This window comes from Streptomyces sp. NPDC038213 (genome assembly GCF_055600495.1).
This window is the reverse complement of sequence record NZ_JBVJYM010000002.1, coordinates 557,121-578,382: the sequence shown is the minus strand read 5'-3', so window position 1 is coordinate 578,382 and position 21,262 is coordinate 557,121. Positions and strand designations below refer to the sequence as shown.

General features: G+C 73.7%; 16 protein-coding genes. 10 read left to right on the top strand and 6 right to left on the bottom strand.

The features are described from left to right. Positions 1–3 precede the first annotated feature (3 nt). Positions 4–630, bottom strand: coding sequence for a TetR/AcrR family transcriptional regulator (locus ACZ7JZ_RS05310; protein WP_470933349.1), 627 nt, complete (start codon positions 628–630; stop codon positions 4–6). Between the two features lie 26 nt (positions 631–656). Further along, entirely contained in the window at positions 657–1,580 is a 924-nt protein-coding gene (locus tag ACZ7JZ_RS05305; protein WP_470933347.1) for an SDR family oxidoreductase, read from the bottom strand. 65 nt (positions 1,581–1,645) lie between these two features. Between ACZ7JZ_RS05305 and ACZ7JZ_RS05300 the strand changes: the two genes are divergently transcribed. The 4 genes from ACZ7JZ_RS05300 to ACZ7JZ_RS05285 all read left to right on the top strand — a co-directional run bounded on the left by ACZ7JZ_RS05300 (position 1,646) and on the right by ACZ7JZ_RS05285 (position 5,753). Then, positions 1,646–2,791: an acyl-CoA dehydrogenase family protein gene (locus ACZ7JZ_RS05300; RefSeq protein ID WP_470933345.1), complete on the top strand. Its 1,146-nt coding sequence runs from the start codon at positions 1,646–1,648 to the stop codon at positions 2,789–2,791. Further along, positions 2,791–3,798, top strand: a complete 1,008-nt coding sequence (locus ACZ7JZ_RS05295) for an acyl-CoA dehydrogenase family protein (RefSeq protein ID WP_470933343.1) — start codon at positions 2,791–2,793, stop codon at positions 3,796–3,798. The genes ACZ7JZ_RS05300 and ACZ7JZ_RS05295 overlap by 1 nt, the downstream gene beginning before the upstream one ends. 763 nt (positions 3,799–4,561) lie before the next feature. Next, a complete protein-coding gene (locus tag ACZ7JZ_RS05290) occupies positions 4,562–5,296 on the top strand; it encodes a class I SAM-dependent methyltransferase (RefSeq protein ID WP_470933341.1) in 735 nt (244 codons plus the stop codon). Positions 5,297–5,300: 4 nt separating this feature from the next. Next, entirely contained in the window at positions 5,301–5,753 is a 453-nt protein-coding gene (locus ACZ7JZ_RS05285) for an HIT family protein (protein WP_470933339.1), read from the top strand. Between the two features lie 713 nt (positions 5,754–6,466). Here ACZ7JZ_RS05285 and ACZ7JZ_RS05280 read toward each other — a convergent pair. After that, on the bottom strand, positions 6,467–7,492 hold the full coding sequence (locus ACZ7JZ_RS05280) for a terpene synthase family protein (protein ID WP_470933337.1): 1,026 nt from the start codon (positions 7,490–7,492) through the stop codon (positions 6,467–6,469). A 381-nt stretch (positions 7,493–7,873) separates the two neighbouring features. Continuing rightward, positions 7,874–8,638 (bottom strand): SDR family NAD(P)-dependent oxidoreductase, encoded by a 765-nt coding sequence (locus tag ACZ7JZ_RS05275; RefSeq protein ID WP_470933430.1) that lies wholly within the window; start codon positions 8,636–8,638, stop codon positions 7,874–7,876. A 109-nt stretch (positions 8,639–8,747) separates the two neighbouring features. Between ACZ7JZ_RS05275 and ACZ7JZ_RS05270 the strand changes: the two genes are divergently transcribed. The 6 genes from ACZ7JZ_RS05270 to ACZ7JZ_RS05245 all read left to right on the top strand — a co-directional run bounded on the left by ACZ7JZ_RS05270 (position 8,748) and on the right by ACZ7JZ_RS05245 (position 13,659). Continuing rightward, positions 8,748–9,452: a helix-turn-helix transcriptional regulator gene (locus tag ACZ7JZ_RS05270; protein WP_470933335.1), complete on the top strand. Its 705-nt coding sequence runs from the start codon at positions 8,748–8,750 to the stop codon at positions 9,450–9,452. Further along, positions 9,449–10,225, top strand: a complete 777-nt coding sequence (locus ACZ7JZ_RS05265) for a VWA domain-containing protein (protein WP_470933333.1) — start codon at positions 9,449–9,451, stop codon at positions 10,223–10,225. Before ACZ7JZ_RS05270 ends, ACZ7JZ_RS05265 begins: the two co-directional genes overlap by 4 nt. A gap of 20 nt (positions 10,226–10,245) precedes the next feature. Continuing rightward, the gene (locus tag ACZ7JZ_RS05260; RefSeq protein ID WP_470933331.1) at positions 10,246–10,758 is read left to right on the top strand and encodes a pyridoxamine 5'-phosphate oxidase family protein; all 513 of its coding nucleotides are present in this window, start codon (positions 10,246–10,248) and stop codon (positions 10,756–10,758) included. Between the two features lie 1,050 nt (positions 10,759–11,808). Next, complete coding sequence (locus tag ACZ7JZ_RS05255; protein WP_470933329.1) at positions 11,809–12,276, top strand: SRPBCC family protein; 468 nt, start codon at positions 11,809–11,811, stop codon at positions 12,274–12,276. Positions 12,277–12,370: 94 nt separating this feature from the next. Further along, the gene (locus ACZ7JZ_RS05250) at positions 12,371–12,883 is read left to right on the top strand and encodes a GntR family transcriptional regulator (RefSeq protein ID WP_470933327.1); all 513 of its coding nucleotides are present in this window, start codon (positions 12,371–12,373) and stop codon (positions 12,881–12,883) included. After that, positions 12,880–13,659, top strand: a complete 780-nt coding sequence (locus tag ACZ7JZ_RS05245) for a GntR family transcriptional regulator (protein ID WP_470933325.1) — start codon at positions 12,880–12,882, stop codon at positions 13,657–13,659. The genes ACZ7JZ_RS05250 and ACZ7JZ_RS05245 overlap by 4 nt, the downstream gene beginning before the upstream one ends. Before the next feature lie 1,128 nt (positions 13,660–14,787). Here ACZ7JZ_RS05245 and ACZ7JZ_RS05240 read toward each other — a convergent pair. Both ACZ7JZ_RS05240 and gltB read right to left on the bottom strand, forming a co-directional pair. Then, entirely contained in the window at positions 14,788–16,251 is a 1,464-nt protein-coding gene (locus tag ACZ7JZ_RS05240) for a glutamate synthase subunit beta (protein WP_470933323.1), read from the bottom strand. Continuing rightward, positions 16,244–20,782: a glutamate synthase large subunit gene (gene gltB / locus ACZ7JZ_RS05235; RefSeq protein WP_470933428.1), complete on the bottom strand. Its 4,539-nt coding sequence runs from the start codon at positions 20,780–20,782 to the stop codon at positions 16,244–16,246. Before gltB ends, ACZ7JZ_RS05240 begins: the two co-directional genes overlap by 8 nt. Positions 20,783–21,262: the final 480 nt, after the last annotated feature.

The window sequence follows — 21,262 nt, the reverse complement described above, 5'->3', positions numbered from 1 at the left end:
GGGTCAGGTGCGTACGGCGACCCCGTCCAGGACCATCGAGAGGTACTGGCGGGCGATCTCCTCGGGGCTGTGGCGGCCGCCGGGCCGGTACCAGGAGGCCGCCACCCACACCGTGTCGCGGATGAAGCGGTAGGTGAGGCGGATGTCCAGGTCGGCCCGGAAGACCCCGGCCCCGACCCCCCGCTCCAGCGTCCCCAGCCAGGCCTTCTCGAACTTCTGCTGCGAGTCGGACAGGTAGTGGAAGCGGGGCTGCGGGGCCAGGTGCCGGGACTCCTTCTGGTAGATCGCCACGGCGTCGCGGTGCCGGTCGATCTCCCGGAAGGACTCGGTGACGAGGGCCTCGATGGTCTCCCTGGGGCCGAGCCCGGCGGCGAGTACGGCGTCGTAGCCCGCCCAGAGCTCGTCGAGGAAGCCGGAGAGGATCTCGTCGAGCATCGACTCCTTGGAGTCGAAGTGGTAGTAGAGGCTGCCGGCGAGCATTCCGGCGGCGTCGGCGATCTTGCGGACGGTGGTGGCGTTGTAGCCCTGGGCGGCGAAGACCTCGGCGGCCGTGCGCAGGAGTTCGGCGCGCCGCTCGGGAGAGGGGGTCACCGGGGGCTTCTTCCGGGGGTTCGGCTGGTTCGTTGGCACGCGTCCATTCTCGGGGCGGCCGCGCGCTAGGCGTGCTGGCTGCTGACGGAGACGGTCTCGCCGGTCATGTAGGACGCGTAGCCGCTCGCGAGGAACACGATCACGTTGGCCACCTCCCAGGGTTCGGCGTACCTCCCGAAGGCCTCGCGGGCGGTCAGTTCGTCGAGGAGCTCCTGGCTGGTGACCTTCACCAGGTGCGGGTGCATGGCGAGGCTGGGGGCTACGGCGTTGACGCGGACCCCGTACGCGGCGGCCTCCACGGCCGCGCAGCGCGTGAGGGCCATCACCCCGGCCTTGGCGGCGGCGTAGTGGGCCTGGCCGGCCTGGGCGCGCCAGCCGACCACGGAGGCGTTGTTGACGACGACCCCGGCGGGGCGGCCGGGGCGGCTGGGGTGGGGGTGGCCGGGGTGGCTACGGCCATCGGGGCCGTCGGGGCTTTCGGGGCTTTCACGGCCCTGTGCCTGGTCGCGGAAGGCGCGCAGGGCGGCGCGGGTGCAGCGGAAGGTGCCGTTCAGGGTCACGTCGAGGACCCTCGACCACTGCTCGTCGGTCATGTCGGCGAGGGCGGCCGTCCCGCCGAGGCCGGCGTTGTTGACGACGATGTCGAGCCCGCCGTGGAGGTCGGCGGCGAGCGCGAACAGCGACTGAACCTGCTCCTCCTGCGTCACGTCGCAGGGCAGCGCGGAGATCCGGCCGGGGCCGAACTCGGCGGCGAGGGACGCCTCGGTCTCCTTCAGGCGGCGCGCGTGGGCGTCGCCGATGACGATGCGGGCGCCCTCCTCCAGGAAGCGGCGGGCGGTGGCGCCGCCGATGCCGGCGCCGGCGGCGGCGGTGACCACGGCGGTGCGGCCGCGCAGCAGGCCGTGGCCGGGCACGTACGCGGGAGCGGTCGCGCCTGCGGGGTCCGCTGGGCCTGCGGGGTGTCGCGGGGATTCCTCGACGCTGCTCATGGCCGTACGTTAACCTACCAAACACTTGTTAGGGAACCCGCGGAGGAGAAGGAGGCGGAGGGCCGATGGAGCTCACGCACCCGCCCGGGGTGGAGGCCTTCCGGGCCGAGGCCCGGGCCTGGCTGCGGGCGCACGTGCCCGCGCGGCCGCTGCCCTCGCTGGAGACCCGGGAGGGCTTCGCCGCCCACCGGCAGTGGGAGGCCCGGCTGCACGCGGCCGGCTGGTCGGTGGTCTCCTGGCCGGAGCGCTACGGCGGCCGGGGCGCGGACCTGGAGCGCTGGCTGGTCTTCGAGGAGGAGTACTGGGCGGCGGGGGCGCCCGGCCGGGTCTCGCAGAACGGCATCAGCCTGCTCGCCCCCACCCTCTTCGACCACGGGACCGAGGAGCAGCGCCGCCGGGTGCTGCCGCCGATGGCCGGCGGGCAGACCGTCTGGGCCCAGGCCTGGTCGGAGCCCGAGGCCGGCTCGGACCTGGCCTCGCTGCGCTCGCGCGGGGTGCGTACGGACGGCGGCTGGCTGCTGTACGGGCAGAAGACCTGGTCCTCGCGGGCGGCCTTCGCGGACCGGGCCTTCGGGATCTTCCGCACGGATCCGGAGGCCGCCCGGCCGCACCAGGGGCTGACGTACCTCATGTTCGACCTGCGGGCCCCGGGGGTGACGGTCCGGCCCATCGGGCGGCTGGACGGGAAGCCGGCCTTCGCGGAGCTCTTCCTCGACGGGCTCTTCGTCCCGGACCGGGACGTGATCGGCGAGCCGGGGCAGGGCTGGCGGATCGCGATGTCGGCCACCGGCAGCGAGCGCGGGCTGACCCTGCGCCCGCCGGGCCGCTTCCTGGCGGCGGCGGACCGGCTGGCGGCCCTGTGGCGGGAGCGGGCGGACCCCGCCGACACGGCCCTGCGGGACCGGGTCGCGGACGCGGTGGTGGGGGCCCGCGCCTACCAGCTGTTCACTTGGGCCGCGGCGGCGCGGTACGCGGAAGGGGCCGCGACGGGCGCGGAGTCCAGCCTCAACAAGGTGTTCTGGAGCGAGTACGACATCGCCCTGCACGAGACCGCCCTCGACCTGCTGGGCGCGGACGGCGAACTGGCCGACGGCCCCTGGGCCGAACCCTGGCTCTTCTCCCTCGCCGGGCCGATCTACGCGGGCACCAACGAGATCCAGCGCGACATCATCGCCGAGCGGCTGCTCGGCCTCCCGAAGGGCCGCCGCTGATGCGCTTCCTGCCGACCGAGGAGCAGGCGGACTTCGCCCGTTCGCTGGACTCCCGGCTCACCGCGGCCGGGATGCCCGCGGCCGTACGGGCCTGGTCCGCGGGGGACCCGGGGCCGGGGCGAACGGTGTTCGCGCAGCTGGCCGACGCGGGGGTGTTCGCCCTGGCCGTGCCCGAGCGGTACGAGGGGCTGGGGCCGCTGCCGGCGGCCGCGGCCGTGGCCTACACCGAGCTGGGGCGGCACGCCGTACCGGGACCCGTGGTGGAGACCGCGGCGGCCGCCGCCCTGCTGGCCTCCCTCGCCGAAGCCGGGGACGAGGGGCCCGCGAAGCGGCTGCTGCCGGCGCTCGCGGGCGCCGAGCCGGCCGCCTCCGGGGAGGTCCTCGCCACGCTGGCCCTCCCGGCCGGCGGCCCGTACGCGCTCGACGCGGCCGGGGCGCGGTTCCGGCTGGCGGTCACCCCGGACGACGAGCTGTACCTCTTCCCCGCGGGCGGCGCCGGAGCCGCGTCCACCGACCCGGCCCGGCGGCTGTTCCGCCCGCTGCCCGGGGGTGAGCTGCTGGCCGCGGGCCCTGCGGTACGGGAGGCCGCGGCGGCGGCCCTGGGCTGGGCGCGGCTGCTGACGGCGGCGCAGTGCCTGGGGCTGGGCGAGGCGCTGCTGGAGCGGACGGTGGAGTACGTCCGGCAGCGCACGCAGTTCGGGGCGCCGATCGGCTCCTTCCAGGCCGTGAAGCACCGGCTGGCGGACACGCTGCTGGCGCTGGAGTTCGCCCGGCCGCTGGTCTGGGCGGCGGCCCTCACACTGGACCCGCGGGACACGGCCGCCGCCAAGCTCGCTGCGGGCGGGGCGGCGTACCGGGCGGCGGGGACGGCGCTCCAGCTCCACGGCGCGGTGGGCTACACGGAGGAACTGGACCTCTCCCTGTGGCTCCGCAAGGCCCGCCCCCTCCGCGACGCCTGGGGCACCCCGCCGGCCTGCCGGACCACCGTCATGACGTTGCCGTCGTGACCCCTTGCCCTTTCTTCCCGCAGCCCGGCGGCCCGGGGCCGGGGCTGACGCGGACTTAGCTGACGCGGACTGAGCTGACGCGGAACGGGGTTGACGCGGGCCGGGGTTGACGGGGCCGGGGTCGGCACGGACCGCAGTCGGCACGGACCGGGATTGACGCGGACCGGGATTGGCCCGAGCCGCTCCACTCCGGTCCGATCCGGACCCGTTCCGGGGCTCCGCCCCGGACCCCGCGCCTCAAACGCCGGCGAGGCTGGATTCTGCCGGGCCCGTCCCTCGTCTGGGGGCGGGCACCTGGCGACAACCGGGACATACCCGAGCCCGCACGGCGATCGAGCCCACCGGACACCCAGGCCCCACCAAAGGCAACAACAGCGCAGCACCCCACCACGAACAGCAGCCCATCCAAGCCCGCGCGGCGATTGAGCGCACCCGGCGCGCAGCGCGCGGGAAGGGCCGCGCCGGGGCCGGACCCAAGGAAGCGACGGCCGACGCGGCGCCCGACCGCAGACAGCAGGCAAACCAAGCCCGCGCGGCGATTGAGCGCACCGGTGACCCGGGTCCCCCTCCAAGACGACGACAGCGCAGCACCCCACCACGAACAGCAGCCCATCCAAGCCCGCGCGGCGATTGAGCGCAGCCGGCGCGGAGCGCGCGGGGAGGGCGGAGTGAGGGCGGCGGTGACGGGGCAACCCGGGGGCACCGGGAGGGGTTTCGGGGCGGCCGCGCGCCCGGCGGGCCCCACCCGCGCCAGGATGGACGCATGACGCACTCACCCCGCGCCCGCGCCTTCGACCGCGCCGCCCCCCAGTACGGGACGCACCGCCCCGGCTACCCCGCCGCCCTGTTCGACACCGTCGAGTCCCTCACCGGCCGCCCCCTGTACGGCACCCGCGCCGCGGACATCGGCGCCGGCACCGGCATCGCCACCGCGCTGCTCGCCGCCCGCGGCGCCCGCGTCACCGGCGTCGAGCCCGGCGACGGCATGGCCGCGGAGTTCCGGCGCCGCCTGCCCGGGGTCCCCGTGGTCCGCGGCGACGGCAACCGCCTCCCCCTGGCCACCGCCGCCTTCGACCTGGTCACGTACGCCCAGTCCTTCCACTGGACCGACCCGGAGCGCTCGGTCCCCGAGGCGGCCCGCGTGCTGCGCCCCGGCGGCGCGCTCGCGCTCTTCTGGAACGAGCCCGACGTCCGCGTCCCCTGGATCGCCGGCCAGGACGCCCGTCTGCACAAACGTTTCGGGCCCGGCTGGTACGTAGCCGACCACTCCCTCCCCGAGGGCCCCCTCCGCTTCACCGAGCGCAAACTGTCCTGGTCCCGCCGGATCACCCTCGACGCCCACCTCGCGAAACTCGCCACCCACTCCCTCTTCCTGCTGCCCGGACAGCAGGGCACGCAGGAGTTCCTCGCCGCCGAACGCGCCCTCCTGGCGGAGGAGTTCCCCGCGGGCGAGCTCGACGAGCACTACGTCACCACCCTGCGCCTCGCCGTAAGGTGACCCGATGACCGACTGCTACACCTGCGCGCAGGAGGCCGCCTTCCCCGCCGTCCCGCCGCGCGAGCGCATCGCCTCCGACCCGCACTGGCGGGTCGCCCACGCCACCGGCACCGCCCTCCCCGGCTGGCTGGTGCTCGTACCGCGCCGGCACGTGACCGCCGTGCACGAGCTCACGGACGAGGAGGCCGCCGGGCTCGGGAGCTGGCAGGTCCGGCTGTCCCGCGCCCTACGGGAGGCGACCGGCTGCACGAAGACGTACGTCGTGCAGTTCGCGGAGGCCCCCGGCTTCTCCCACGTGCACTTCCACGTGGTCCCGCGCCTGCCCGGCCTCCCCGCGGAGTTCCGCGGCCCCGCCGTCTTCGGCCTCCTGCGCCGCCCCGAGGCGGAACGCGTCACGGACCCCGCCGCCGACACCCTGTCCGCCACCCTCTCGGACCTCCTCCGCCTCAACCGCTGAGCCCCCGGCCCCCGGCCTCCCCCCGTCCGGCCTCCCCCTTGTCCCGCCACACCTGCGCCCACCGCTCCAGCCCCGCCTGCGCGGCCACCGGGTCGCGGTCCGCGCGGCGGGCCAGCCCGATCCCGCAGCCGGGGCACAGTTCGTGGGCGTGGTACCCGTCGCGGAAGACGGCCCGGGGGGGCCCGGGATTCCGTACCGGGGCGGGCGGTGAACCCGCAGGCCGGGCAGGCCCAGGAGCCGGGGTCGGAGCCGGAGCCGGCGTACCAGCCCGCCAGCACCCGTGCGGTCACCTCCGGCAGCGGCCCGGCGGGGTGGCGGAGCGGGTCCGGGCAGTACGCGAACCCGTGCGGCCCCGCCGGGGTCCGGATGAGCGCCCTGCGGCCCCGCGCCTTGTCCCGCAGCCGCGCCGCGATGAACCCCTCGCGGTACCCCAGCCACACCCGCCGCGCCGCGGACAGCTCCTCCACCGCCCACCCGAGGGCCCCGGGGTCCTCCCCGACCCGCGCCGGGACCCCCGCGCTCCGGCACAGGTGGTGGTACGTGGCCCGGAACCCGTACGGGGCGAAGAGCGTGACGCAGGTCCGCAGCGCGGCGTGCCGCTCCCGCGGGGTCAGGGACGGGTCCAGGGCGCGGGCGCGGTGGGTGGCGTAGCTGGGCACGCCCGGAGCGTAGCGGCGTACCTCCCGCCCGCCACGGGCCGGGCGGCCGGCCGCCTACAGGAGCGGGTCGTAGTAGCTCGGGTCCTCCGCGGGCGGGGCGTGCTCGATGTCCCGGTAGCGGCGCGACCACAGGTGCCAGACCCGGCTGCCCGCCATCCACAGGGACATCGAGTCCAGGCAGCGCTCCAAGTAGGCTGTGGAGACCGGGGACTCGGCCAGGGCCCGGCGGGCTGCGAGGTAGTCCTGCGTGCGTACGGCGACCAGCCCGGCCGCCCGCTCCGCGGCCTCCGCCCAGCCGAGCCCGTGCGCGTGCCGCAGGACGGCGACGACGTTGTTCATGTCCCCGCGGGCGTGCTCCTTGTTGAGGGACACGATGTCGTTCGTCCAGCAGGTGACGTCGTTGGCCGCGGTCCGCACCGCCTGGCACAGCACGTCCGCGACCACGTCCTCCGGCAGGCTCTCGCCCTGCGCGGCCTCGATCAGGTCCCAGCAGGCGTCCATGGCGCTGACCACGCGGCGGAAGGGCAGGTAGTCCTCGAAGGGCGGCGGGGCGCCGAACCGCCGGTTCGACAGCTCGGTCCGGTAGATCTCCACGTACGCGCACAGGTGCCGGGCGAACCGCTCCCGCCATCCGATGCTCATCCGGCGGGCCGTGCGCGGCCACATGTCCGCGAGGGCCCCGGCCAGCGGGTTGCTGGGGTGGCGCGGGGGCGGGGCGAGGTCCGGGGAGAGGATCGCGCGGATCTCGGCCAGCACCTCGCCGACGAGCAGGGCGCGCTCGTGCGGCCGCCCGGACTCGTCGAACTCGTCGTCGAAGACGAACAGCCAGGCCGCCCACTCGGCGAGCAGCTCGATATCGCAAGCCGTCGGCGAGGTGCGCGCCGCGAACAGCCCGTACCCGGCCTGGTCGAAGCGCTCCTCCGCGGCGGGGTTGGTCACCAGCCCGAACCGCCGCCCGTAGTAACGGACATGGGCCTCGGCGAGGGAGGCGGCCGGGTGGACGAGGGAGGGGAAGGGGCAGGGGATGGGCGGCAGCGTCCGCAGGACGGGGCGGGCGGGGGTGGGGGTGGTCCCGGGCACGGGGACGGTTCCGGGCACGGGGACGGGGCCCGCGCCGGGGGGTGGTCCCGTACCCGTACCCGTACCGGAGTCCCGGCCCGGGACCGGTGCCGGGCCGGGCCCCTCCCCCGGCCCGGGTCCTGCCCCCGGGCCCGGCTGGTCTTCGTGGTCCATGGCGTGCCCCCCGCATCCGCTGCGTCTCCTGGGGGATACCCGCCGCGGGGGCGGGCCGTAACCCGTGACGGCCACCGGACGGCCACCGGACGGCTGCCGGAGGGCTGCCGGAGGGCCGGTGATCCGGGGGATCCGGGGGACGCAGGGGGATCCGGGGGATCCGGGCGACGCACGGGGACTCGGGCGACGCAGGGCGACGTGGGAAGCCGCCCCGCCGCGGGTGGCCCCTCAGCGGGTGGTCATCCCCCCGTCCACCGCGAACTCCGCCCCCGTGACGTACGAGGACGCGTCCGAGCAGAGGAAGACCACGAGCGAGCCGACCTCCTCGGGCCGCCCCCGCCGCCCCAGCGGCAGGTGCGACCAGTCCCGCCCGGCGGCCGCGGCCTCCGTCATCGGCGTGTCGATCGCCCCCGGGTGCACCGAGTTGACGCGGATGCCGTCCGCGGCGAGGTCGAGGGCCGCGCAGCGGGTCAGCCCCCGCAGCCCGAACTTGGTGCTCCCGTAGGCCGCGTGCCGCGGGATCCCCACCAGCCCGGCCGCCGAGGAGATGTTGACCACCGATCCCCCGCCGCCCTCCCTCATCACCGGCGCCACCGCCCGGATCCCGAGGAACGGCCCGAGCAGGTTGACCCGTACCAGCTCCTCGAAACCCTCGGCCGTCTCCTGTTCGACATGGGCCGTGCGCCACAGCGCGGCATTGTTGACCAGCGCGTCGATCCGTCCGTACGCGCCCACGGCCGCCTCCGTCACGGCCGCCCAGTCCCCCTCCTCGGCCACGTCGTGCCGTACGAACAGCCCCCGCCCGCCGAGCTCCGCCGCCACGGCCCGCCCCTCGTCCTCCCGTACGTCGGTGACCACCACCCGCGCCCCGGCCGCAGCGCACAGTCGCGCCTCCGCGGCGCCCTGCCCGCGCCCCGCACCGGTGATGACGACGACCTTGCCGGCCAGCACGCCTCCGTCCGCGGTCCCGCCCCCGTCCCCGTCGCTGCCCATCGCACCCTCCATCCCGTACGTCCGCATGCCTGCACCTCCGTATGCCTAATCGAAATACCTGTAACAGGAACGCCGTACGGGAGGAAGGCCCCCGCCGTAAACTGCGCCCGTGGCGGCAGAGGCGGATGCAGAGGCGGAAGCGGACACGGGGCCAGGCGCGGGCGCAGACGGGGCCGGCGGCGGACGCCCCCTCCCCGCGACCGGCTGGGCGGTCCTCGGGCTGCTCTCCTTCGGGGAGGAGCTCTCCGGCTACGACCTGAAGAAGTGGGCGGACCGCTCCCTGCGCTTCTTCTACTGGAGCCCGTCCTTCAGCCAGATCTACAGCGAGCTCAAGCGCCTGGAGAAGGCCGGGTACGCCGTCTCCCGGCGGGTCGCCCCCGAGGCCGGGATCCGCGACAAGCGGGTGTACGCGATCACCCCGGCCGGCCTGGAGGCCGTACGGACCTGGGCCCGCGAGACCCCCGTCGACCCGCCCGTGCTCAAGCACGGGCCCATGCTCCGCCTGTGGCTGGGCCACCTCCTCGAACCTGAACAGCTGCGCGCACTCCTCACCCGCCACCGGGACCGGGCCGAGGAGTCCAGGGAACTCGCCGCGGCCGACGCCGAGGCCGCCGCCGCCCGCCCCGGGTGGACGTACCCGGCCCTCGCCCTGCGCTGGGCGGAGCGCCACCAGGCCCGCGAACGCGACCTCGCCGAGGACATGCTCGCGGACCTGCGGGAGGTGACGGGCGGGGCCGACCCGACGGACTCCGCGGACCCGCCGGACCCCTCCCCCGCCCCCGCCCCCGCCTCTGACGTACCCTCGCGCCCATGACCGCCGCGCCCTCCGCCGAGCCCGCCCCCTCCGCCAGCGCCGGTGCCAGCGCCAGCGCCGTGGACCTCGCCACCCTCGCGGAGCGGGCCCCCGCCCTCGTCAGCCTGTACAAGAAGGCCGCGGTCAGCCTCCGCAAGCACGAACTGCACGGGCAGCGCGCCGCCGTCTACCTGGTCCTCGACTACTCGGGCTCCATGCGCCCGTACTACGCCGACGGCAGCGTGCAGGCCCTCGCCGACCGGGTGCTGGGCCTCGCCGCCCACCTGGACGACGACGGACGGGTCCCGGTCGTGTTCTTCTCCACGGACGTGGACGCGCAGACGGAGATCCCGCTCGCCGAACACGAGGGCGCGGTGGAGCGGATCGCCTCGGGCCTCGGACACATGGGCAGGACCTCGTACCACCTCGCCATGGACGCCGTCATCGACCACTACCTCGACAGCGGCAGCACCCGGCCCGCGCTGGTGGTCTTCCAGACGGACGGCGGGCCCGTCAGCAGGCCGGCCGCGGAGCGGTGGCTGTGCAAGTCGGCCGCGCTGCCGCTCTTCTGGCAGTTCGTCGGCTTCGGCAACACCCGCAGCAGCCAGTTCGACTTCCTGCGCCGCCTCGACGAACTGCCCGTACCGGACGCGCGGGCCGTGGACAACGCGGGCTACTTCCACGCCGGACTCGACCCGCGCACCCTCCCCGACCGGGAGCTGTACGACCGCCTGACGGCGGAATTCCCCCGCTGGCTCGCCCAGGCCCGCGCGGCAGGCATCGTCCGGGACTGACCGCACGCTTTGATGGCCCCATGACGAGGACGAACAACTGGGCGGCGTTCGAGACGGCAGAACCGGAACTCGCCGCCACCGTCAGCTCCCGCTTCGGCCAGTACGCCCACCACGTCCTGGCCACCCTCCGCAAGGACGGCTCCCCGCGGGTCACCGGCCTGAACGTATCCATCCGCGGCGGCGAACTGTGGCTGGCGATGATGCCGGGCTCCCGCAAGGCCGACGACCTGCGCCGCGACCCGCGCTTCGCGCTCCACACCAACCCGGGCGCGGACGAGCGGATGCCGGACGGGGACGTACGGGTCGCGGGGCGGGCCGTGGAGATCACGGACTCCCCCGAACTCCACCGGTACGCCGAAGAGGACGCCGAGAACCCCGACACCCACCCCTTCGCCCTCTTCCGCACGGAACTGACGGAGGTCGTCCTCACCACCATCGAGTCCGACGACCTGGTCCTCACCACCTGGCACCCCACCACAGGCCGCCACACGGTCCTGCGCACCAACGCCGACGACCCCCCGCACGACCGCTGACGGGGTCTCCTCCCCCGCCCCAACGCCCCCGGGGCGGGGCCGGGGTACGAGCCGCAGCCTGCCCGTGGGTTTCTGCCGGCCGGTGCTTCCCGGGTCGGGGTCTCCTCCCCCGCCCCAGCGCCCCGGCCGACCGGTCTTTGCCCACCACCCCCTGGGGGGCCGGGGTACGGGGACCATCGCGTACGGGCTCGGATCCGGACCGCGCTAGCGGCCCGGGGCCGGGCCCGCCCGAGTCCCGTCCGAACCCCGGCAATCCACCCCGGCAGGGGTGCCACCCGACCCCGGCTATCCAGCCCCGCAAGGGGTCTCGCCCGACCCGGCCCCTCCAGCCTCGCCGGCGTTTGAGGCGCGGGGTCTGGGGCGGAGCCCCAGTTTCGGGAAGGGGCGGGTAGGGGACCTCGCTCCGCGCAGCGGCCCCCGCTACCCCCGGCCCACCGTGTCGCCCCTTACCCGGGTCGGGATGGCTCTCCGGTGTCTGCTCGCATGTCTGACTGTGCGGCCGTCCCGTGGCACCCTGTCAAGGGCGCTGCGCGTCGCTGCGCGATGGCCCTACGGGCCACCCTTGACAGGGCACCACGGGACGTCAAGTCCCAGACTTGCCAGCAGCCACAGGAGAAAAAGCAGCAGGGGGACCAGGACCCCGGCCGGTCCGGATAGCCAGGCGGGCCCGAGCCCGCCGGACCCCCGCCCTCCGGGCGGAAAGACAACCGACACAAGCCGCAGCGGATCGCTACGCGCTTCGGCCGTCTCAGCGGCCTCCGGGCCGCCTGCGGCTGGGCATCGGCACCCGCCCCGGCCCGCCCGGCGCCAACCGGACCGCCTGGGGCCGAGGAGCGGCAGACAGCGACACAGCCGCGGCAGGCCAAGCCTCCGATACCCCAAGACCCACCACACGAGACTCAGCGCACGGCAACCCGCACGGACCCGCCCCGCCGGGGAAGCCACGGCCGCCTGCCGTGCTCTGCGATCCGCTGGACGGAACCCAGCGCACGGCACCCGGCTGGCAGCGGTGCCCTCGCGCACGGTGCCCGGCGGGGCGAGAATCCGGCCATGGGACAGAGCGAGGTAGCGGTGGAGCGGGAGATCTCGGCGGCGCCGGAGGTGGTGTGGCGCGCGTTGACTGATCTGGAGGCCGCGCCGCGGCGGCTGAGCGGGGTGGAGTCGGTGGAGGTGCTGACCCCCGGGCCGTTCCAGGTGGGTACCCGGTGGCGGGAGACCCGCCGGATGTTCGGCAAGTCGGCCACCGAGGAGATGTACGTGACGGCGTGCGAGGCCCCCGCGCGCTACGTGTGCGAGGCCGACAACTCCGGGATGCACTATGTCTCCGAGTTCCGCCTCACGGAGTCGAGCCCGGGGCGGACCACGGTCCGCATGACCTTCTCCGCCGCGCCCCAGGGCGGCGGCAAGCTCCCCCTCGCCGCCCGCCTCCTCGGCCGCCTCGGCGCCGGAGCCGTCCGCAAGGCCGTCGCCAAGGACCTCTCCGATATCGCTACGGCCGTGGAATCCGGCGACTCCTGAGCCCGCCCCCCGGTTCCCCTACCGTGGACTCGCCACAGACACGGCGAGGGACTGGGAGAGCGCAGTGGGTGAGCGGGGCTGGGTGAGCAGTTCGATGCCCTACGTACAGGCGCAGGTGGCGGGTGCGGCCGATGCCTGGACGCAGGAGGCGGCGGCCAAGGGGCGGCGCGGTGGGCAGCGGATCCTGTACGCGGGCGAGGAGGCGGCAACTCCCGAGGTTGCCGCCCTGCTCGGGCTGGAGGCCGGCGATCCGGTGGCCGTGCGGCGGCGGCTGATCACACTCGACGGGGAGCCGGTCGAACTGACCGACACCTACTATCCGGCGTCAGTCGCCGTCGGCACCGCCCTCGCAGGCACCGCCAAGATCCCCGGCGGGGCCGTCACCCTGCTGTCCACCCTCGGCTACCGTGCTGCCCGCGTGGCGGAGGAGGTCACAGCCCTGCTCCCCACCCCCGCCCAGTGCGAGCTCCTGCAACTCGCCCCCACGCACCCCGTGCTCGTCATCAGCCGCGCCACCTACGCCGCCGACGGCCGCCCCTTCCAAGCGGACCTCATGACCATGCCCGCCCACCGCCAACGCCTCCGATACGAGATGACGGTCGGATGATCATGCCTTCCTCCGCCCCCGAGCCCCACGACTCCCGCCCGCTCCATCAGCGCATGGCCGCAGACCTCCGCGAGGAGATCATGAACGGGGAACTGGCCCCGGGGACGAACCTGCCGTCGACCACCCAGCTGAAGGATCGCTTCAACGCCTCCAGTGCCACCATCCAGAAGGCTTTGCACCTGTTGAAGGAAGAGCGGCTGGTGGTGGGGCGCCCCGGCTCAGCCGTCACCGTGCGGGAGAGGCGCCATCGTGTTGTGCGGCCTGCGGGCTCGCTGAATGCAGCGGTAGCAGGCGGCCCCTTCCCCTGGCTGGCAGAGACGGCGCGGCACGGAGCGCGGGCCGCGGTGACCCTCCTCAACGTGTGCCGGACAGCTGCGCCCGCCGACGTGGCGGCGGCACTCGCCATCGGGCGTGGTGACGACGTTCAGCTGCGCCGCCAGTTGCTCACTCTCGATGAGGAGCCGGTCGAGCTGATCGCCTCCTACTACCCTCCGGAAGTGGCCGCCGGCACCCCGCTCGCTCAGGCGCGCAAGATCCGCGGTGGAACTCCGACCCTGCTCACAGAACTCGGCTTCCCGCCGCGCCGCAGCGTCGACCGGGTATCTGCACGCGTGCCGACACAAGACCAGTACACGTACCTGCGCCTGCCGAGCGACCTCCCTGTGCTCCGGACGCTGCGCACTGTCTACAGTGACGACGACCGCGCGGTGGAAGCGACGGTCATGGTCAAGGCCGGCCACCTGTACGAGCTTCAATACGAGTTCGCCCCGCAGTAGCCGAGGTCCGACGCCAGAACCCCATCTCCTGTGCCAGCAATACCAGTTCGCCAGTGACTCTGGAGCGATCCAGCTCGTCACCTCGGGTGGTCCGGTTGGCGCCGGGCGGGCCGGGGCGGGTGCCGATCGTTGGCGGCTTCTGCCCAGCCGCAGGCGGCCCGGAGGCCGCTGAGACGGCCGAAGCGCGTAGCGATCCGCTGCGGCTTGTGTCGGTTGTCTTTCCGCCCGGAGGGCGGGGGTCGGCCGGGCTCGGGCCCGCCTGGCCATCCGGACCGCCCGTGTCCCTGGTCCCCCTGCTGCTTTTTCTCCTGTGGCTGCTGGCAAGTCTGGGACTTGACGTCCCGTGGTGGCCTGTCAAGGGTGGCCCGCAGGGCCATCGCGCAGCGACGCGCAGCGCCCTTGACAGGGTGCCACGGGACGGCCGCACCCTCAGACATGCGAGCAGACACCGGAGAACCTTCCCGACCCGGGTAAGGGGTCAGAGAGGTGGGCCGGGGATAGCGGGGGCCGCTGCGCGGTGCTGGTTCCCCTACCCGCCCCTTCCCGAACTGGGGCTCCGCCCCAGACCCCGCGCCTCAAACGCCGGCGAGGCTGGAGGGGCCGGGTCGGGCGAGACCCCTGGCGGGGCTGGATAGCCGGGGTCGGGTGGCACCCCTGCCGGGGTGGATTGCCGGGGTTCGGACGGGACTCGGGCGGGCCCGGCCCCGGGCCGCTAGCGCGGTCCGGATCCGAGCCCGTACGCGATGGTCCCCGTACCCCGGCCCCCCCAGGGGGTGGTGGGCAAAGACCGGTCGGCCGGGGCGCTGGGGCGGGGGAGGAGACCCCGGCTGGAAGCACCGGCCAGGGGAGGCGCGCGGGCAGGCTGCGGTTCGCAGCCCGGCCCGGGGAGACGCGCGGCCCCCGCACGCCACAGCGCCCGCCGTGTCCTTGGTCGGGGACGGGCGGGCGCCGTGTCGGGGGTTCCGTACGCCGTTGTACGGGCCGTTTGAGGGGTCCTCCCGGCCGGTGGGCGGGAGGGGTGCGGCACGGGGTGCAGGGTGTGCACCCCTTGCGGGGTAGTGCGGAGACTTCGGACTGCGGGGTGTTGCGCGGTGGTGCAGGGTGCCGCGGAGGTTGCGGCTCCCGGTGTCAGACCGTCAGGGAGCGGTCCGTCGGCTTGACCGGGTACGGGAGGGTGCTGGAGCCCGTCAGGTAGCGGTCCACGCCGCGGGCGGCCGAGCGGCCCTCCGCGATGGCCCACACGATCAGGGACTGGCCGCGGCCCGCGTCTCCGGCGACGTACACGCCGTCGACGTTGGTGGCGTAGGACGCGTCGCGGGCGACGTTGCCGCGGGCGTCGAGTTCGAGGCCGAACTGCTCGACGAGGCCGTTGGCCTGGTCGGTGCCGGTGAAGCCCATGGCCAGGGTGACCAGCTGCGCCGGGATCCGGCGCTCGGTGCCCGGCTGCTGGACCAGCTTGCCGTCGACGAACTCGACCTCGACGAGGTGCAGCGCCTGGACGTTGCCGTCCTCGTCGCCCTCGAAGCGGGTGGTGGAGACGGAGTAGATCCGCTCGCCGCCCTCCTCGTGCGCGGAGGTGACCTTGTACAGCATGGGGAAGGTCGGCCAGGGCTGGGAGACGGCGTTCCGCTCCTCGTTGGGGCGCGGCATGATCTCCAGCTGGGTGACCGAGAGGGCCCCCTGCCGGTGCGCGGTGCCCACGCAGTCGGCGCCGGTGTCGCCGCCGCCGATGACGACGACGTGCTTGCCCTCGGCCGTGATGGGGGGCGCCATGAAGTCGCCCTCCTGGACCTTGTTGGCGAGCGGCAGGTACTCCATGGCGAAGTGGACGCCGTTGAGTTCGCGGCCGGGGACGGGCAGGTCGCGGGAGACGGTGGCGCCGGCGGCGATGACGACGGCGTCGAAGCGCTTGCGCAGGTCGCCGGCGGTGATGTCGCGGCCGACCTCGATGCCCGTACGGAACTTGGTGCCCTCCGCGCGCATCTGCTCGATGCGGCGGTTGATGTGCACCTTCTCCATCTTGAACTCGGGGATGCCGTAGCGCAGCAGGCCGCCGACGCGGTCGGCGCGCTCGTAGACGACCACGGTGTGGCCGGCCCGGGTGAGCTGCTGGGCGGCGGCGAGGCCGGCGGGGCCGGAGCCGATGACGGCCGCGGTCTTGCCGGACAGGCGCTCGGGGACCTGGGGGGTGACGTCGCCGTTGTCCCAGGCCTTGTCGATGATCGAGACTTCGACGTTCTTGATGGTGACGGCGGGCTGGTTGATGCCGAGGACGCACGCCGACTCGCACGGGGCGGGGCACAGGCGGCCCGTGAACTCCGGGAAGTTGTTGGTGGCGTGCAGGCGCTCGGAGGCGGCGGACCAGTCCTCGCGGTACGCGTAGTCGTTCCACTCGGGGATCAGGTTCCCGAGGGGGCAGCCGTTGTGGCAGAACGGGATGCCGCAGTCCATGCAGCGGCCGGCCTGCTTGCTGATGACCGGCAGCAGGGAGCCGGGGACGTAGACCTCGTTCCAGTCCTTGAGCCGCTCCTCGACGGGGCGGGAGCAGGCGGTCTGGCGCGGGGTGGTGAGGAAGCCCTTCGGGTCAGCCATGGGTCGCCGCCTCCATCATCTTCTCGGTGGTCTCGGACTCGGAGAGTCCGGCCAGCTCAGCGGCGTCCTTGGCGGCGAGCACTGCCTTGTACGTGGTCGGGATGATCTTGCTGAACCGGTCCGCGGCGGCGGTCCAGTCGGCGAGGAGCTTCTCGGCGACGGTGGAGCCGGTCTCCTCCTGGTGGCGGCGCACCACGTCGTGCAGCCACTGCTTGTCCTCGTCGGAGAGGCCTTCGACGGCGTCGAGGTTGCCGGAGTTGACCTGGTCGCGGTTGAGGTCGATGACGTACGCGACGCCGCCCGACATGCCGGCCGCGAAGTTGCGCCCGGTCTCGCCGAGGACGACGGCCGTGCCGCCGGTCATGTACTCGCAGCCGTGGTCGCCCACGCCCTCCGAGACGACCAGGGCGCCGGAGTTGCGGACGCAGAAGCGCTCGCCGGTGCGGCCGCGCAGGAACATCTCGCCGCCGGTGGCCCCGTAGCCGATGGTGTTGCCGGCGATGACGGAGTACTCGGCGAGGTGGTCGGCGCCGCGGTCGGGGCGGACGATCACGCGGCCGCCGGAGAGGCCCTTGCCGACGTAGTCGTTGGCGTCGCCCTCCAGGCGCAGGGTGATGCCGCTGGGGAGGAAGGCGCCGAAGGACTGGCCCGCGGAGCCGGTGAAGGTGAGGTCGATGGTGTCGGCGGGCAGGCCCGCGCCGCCGAACTTCTTGGTGACCTCGTGGCCGAGCATGGTGCCGACGGTCCGGTTGATGTTCCGGATGGCGACCCGGGCGCGGACCGGCTGGGCGGCTTCGGCGGTCTCGGCGGACAGGGCGTCCGCGGCGAGCCGGACGAGCTCGTTGTCGAGGGCCTTCTCCAGGCCGTGGTCCTGGGCGACGAGGGCGTGGCGGACCGCGCCCTCGGGCAGCTCGGGCACGTGGAAGAGCGGCTGGAGGTCGAGGCCCTGCGCCTTCCAGTGGGTGACGGCCTGGGAGGTGTCGAGGATCTCGGCGCGGCCGACGGCCTCTTCCAGGGTGCGGAAGCCGAGCTCGGCGAGCAGCTCGCGGACCTCTTCGGCGATGAACTCGAAGAAGTTGACGACGAATTCGGCCTTGCCGGAGAAGCGCTCGCGCAGGACCGGGTTCTGGGTGGCGATGCCGACGGGACAGGTGTCCAGGTGGCAGACGCGCATCATGACGCAGCCGGAGACGACGAGCGGGGCGGTCGCGAAGCCGAACTCCTCGGCGCCGAGGAGGGCGGCGATGACCACGTCGCGGCCGGTCTTCAGCTGGCCGTCGGTCTGGACGACGATGCGGTCGCGCAGGCCGTTGAGCAGCAGGGTCTGCTGGGTCTCGGCGAGGCCGAGCTCCCAGGGTCCGCCCGCGTGCTTGAGGGAGGTCAGCGGGGAGGCGCCCGTACCGCCGTCGTGGCCGGAGATGAGGACGACGTCCGCGTGGGCCTTGGAGACGCCCGCCGCGACCGTGCCGACGCCGACTTCGGAGACCAGCTTCACGTGGATGCGGGCGGCCGGGTTGGCGTTCTTGAGGTCGTGGATGAGCTGGGCGAGGTCCTCGATGGAGTAGATGTCGTGGTGCGGCGGCGGGGAGATCAGGCCGACGCCCGGGGTGGAGTGCCGGGTCTTGGCGACCCACGGGTAGACCTTGTGGCCGGGCAGCTGGCCGCCCTCGCCGGGCTTGGCGCCCTGGGCCATCTTGATCTGGATGTCGTCCGCGTTGACCAGGTACTCGGAGGTGACGCCGAAGCGGCCCGAGGCGACCTGCTTGATGGACGAGCGGCGCGCGGGGTCGTACAGGCGCTCCGGGTCCTCGCCGCCCTCACCGGTGTTGGACTTGCCGCCCAGCTGGTTCATGGCGATGGCGAGGGTCTCGTGCGCCTCCTTGGAGATGGAGCCGTACGACATGGCGCCGGTGGAGAAGCGCTTGACGATCTCGGAGACCGGCTCGACCTCGTCCACGGGGATCGACGGGCGGTCGCTGTTGAAGCCGAAGAGCCCGCGGAGCGTCATGAGGCGCTCGGACTGCTCGTTCACCCGGTCCGTGTACTGCTTGAAGATGTCGTACCGGCGGTTGCGGGTGGCGTGCTGGAGGCGGAAGACCGTGTCCGGGTCGAACAGGTGCGGCTCGCCCTCGCGGCGCCACTGGTACTCGCCGCCGATCTCCAGGGCGCGGTGCGCCGGGGCGATGCCGGAGGCGGGGTAGGCCTTGGCGTGGCGGGCGGCCACCTCCTTGGCGACGACCTCCAGGCCGGCGCCGCCGATCTTGGTGGCGGTGCCGTTGAAGTACGCGGCGACGAACTCCTCGTCGAGGCCGACGGCCTCGAAGACCTGGGCTCCGCGGTAGGAGGCGACGGTGGAGATGCCCATCTTGGACATGACCTTCAGGACGCCCTTGCCGAGGGCGTAGATCAGGTTCCTGATGGCCTGCTCGGGCTCGATGCCCTCGATGAAGGTGCCGGCGCGCAGCAGGTCCTCGACCGACTCCATGGCGAGGTACGGGTTGACCGCGGCGGCGCCGTAGCCGATGAGGAGGGCCACGTGGTGGACCTCGCGGACGTCGCCGGCCTCGATGAGCAGGCCCACGTGGGTGCGCTGCTTGGTGCGGATGAGGTGGTGGTGGACGGCGGAGGTGAGCAGCAGCGAGGGGATCGGTGCGTGCTCGGCGTCCGAGTGGCGGTCCGAGAGGACGATGAGGCGGGCGCCGTCGGCGATGGCGGCGTCGGTCTCGGCGCAGATGGCGTCGAGGCGGGCGGCGAGGGCGTCGCCGCCGCCGGAGACCCGGTAGAGGCCGGAGAGCGTGGCGGCCTTCATGCCGGGCATGTCGCCGTCGGCGTTGATGTGGATGAGCTTGGCCAGCTCGTCGTTGTCGATCACCGGGAACGGCAGCATGATGTTGCGGCAGGACACGGCGGTCGGGGCGAGCAGGTTGGACTGCGGGCCGATGTGGGAGCGCAGCGAGGTGACGAGCTCCTCGCGGATGGCGTCCAGCGGCGGGTTGGTGACCTGCGCGAAGAGCTGGGTGAAGTAGTCGAAGAGCAGCCGGGGGCGCTCGGACAGGGCGGCGATGGGCGAGTCGGTGCCCATGGAGCCGATGGGCTCGGCGCCGGTGCGGGCCATCGGGGCGAGGAGGATCTTGAGCTCTTCCTCGGTGTAGCCGAAGGTCTGCTGGCGGCGGGTGACCGAGGCGTGGGTGTGGACGACGTGCTCGCGCTCGGGCAGGTCCTCCAGCTCGATCTCGCCGGCTTCGAGCCATTCGGCGTACGGGGCCCCGGCGGCGAGCTGGGCCTTGATCTCGTCGTCCTCGATGATCCGCTTCTGGGCGGTGTCGACGAGGAACATGCGGCCGGGCTGGAGGCGGCCCTTGCGGACGACCTTGGCGGGGTCGATGTCGAGGACGCCGACCTCGGAGCCGAGGACGACGAGGCCGTCGTCGGTGACCCAGTAGCGGCCGGGGCGCAGGCCGTTGCGGTCGAGGACCGCGCCGACCTGGGTGCCGTCGGTGAAGGTGACGCACGCCGGGCCGTCCCAGGGCTCCATCATCGTGGCGTGGTACTGGTAGAAGGCCCTGCGGGCCGGGTCCATGGAGGTGTGGTTCTCCCACGCCTCGGGGATCATCATCAGCACCGCGTGGGGCAGGGAGCGGCCGCCGAGGTGGAGCAGTTCGAGGACCTCGTCGAAGGAGGCGGAGTCGGAGGCGTCCGGGGTGCAGACGGGGAAGATCCGGGAGAGGTCCTTGCCGGCGCCGAAGACCTCGCCGGCGAGCTGGGACTCGCGGGCGCGCATCCAGTTGCGGTTGCCCTTGACCGTGTTGATCTCGCCGTTGTGGGCGACGAAGCGGTACGGGTGGGCGAGCGGCCAGCTCGGGAAGGTGTTCGTGGAGAACCGGGAGTGGACCAGGGCGACCGCGGAGGCGAAGCGGCGGTCGGAGAGGTCGGGGAAGAAGGGCTCCAGCTGGCCGGTGGTCAGCATGCCCTTGTAGACGATGGTGCGGGCGGAGAGCGACGGGAAGTACACGCCGGCCTCGCGCTCGGAGCGCTTGCGCAGCACGAAGGCCTTGCGGTCCAGCTCGATGCCGGCGCTCTCTCCGTCGGCGACGAACAGCTGGGAGAAGGCCGGCATGGTGGCGCGGGCGCCGTTGCCGAGGAGGTCGGGGCTGACCGGGACCTCGCGCCAGCCGAGGACGGTGAGGCCCTCGTCCGCGGCGATGGCCTCGATCTGCGCGACGGCCTGTGCGGAGTCGTCGGCGGGCAGGAAGGCGATGCCGACGGCGTAGGAGCCGGCCTCGGGGAGTTCGAATCCGGCGACCTCGCGGAGGAAGGCGTCCGGGACCTGGGAGAGGATGCCGGCGCCGTCGCCCGAGTCCGGCTCGGAGCCGGTGGCGCCACGGTGCTCGAGGTTCCGCAGGACGGTCAGTGCCTGCTCAACGAGGGTGTGGGTGGCCTCTCCGGTGAGGTTCGCCACGAATCCGACGCCGCAGGCGTCCTTCTCGTTGCGCGGGTCGTACAGGCCCTGGGGGGCGGGGCGACCGTCCATGGGCGACCAGGCGGTGGTGCTGGGGCCGGTCGCGGAGTGCGTGGATGCGGAACGCATCGGCTCTCCCGTCGTCGTCGTGGCATATGCAAGTGCCGAGGGACGACGTTGGCCCTCTGCGAAATTTCGTGCAGGTTACATGATGACGGCGATCCCGAGAAGCGGATATCGCGTTTCACCATGCGGACACTGCCCGAGGCGGAAAAGGGGACCTTCGCGGACGGATCGCGGTGGAGTGAGGTCCTGGGGAGCGGGTCGGGCACCCTTGCCCGCGCGCCTCCGTCTCATGCCCGGCGTACATGTGCTCGAAACAACCGGGGCGCCAGACAAGGGACTGGCTGTAGAGATTATTTATGTTGGCTGATGCATAGTGTCTCACCTCCGGGGCGGACGGCCTAGGGCCGTACGCCCCCACCGGCCGGGGCGTACGTCACACCGTCCCGACAGTCTCCCGCCTCCGGGCCGGGTCGGCGCGGCGAGCGG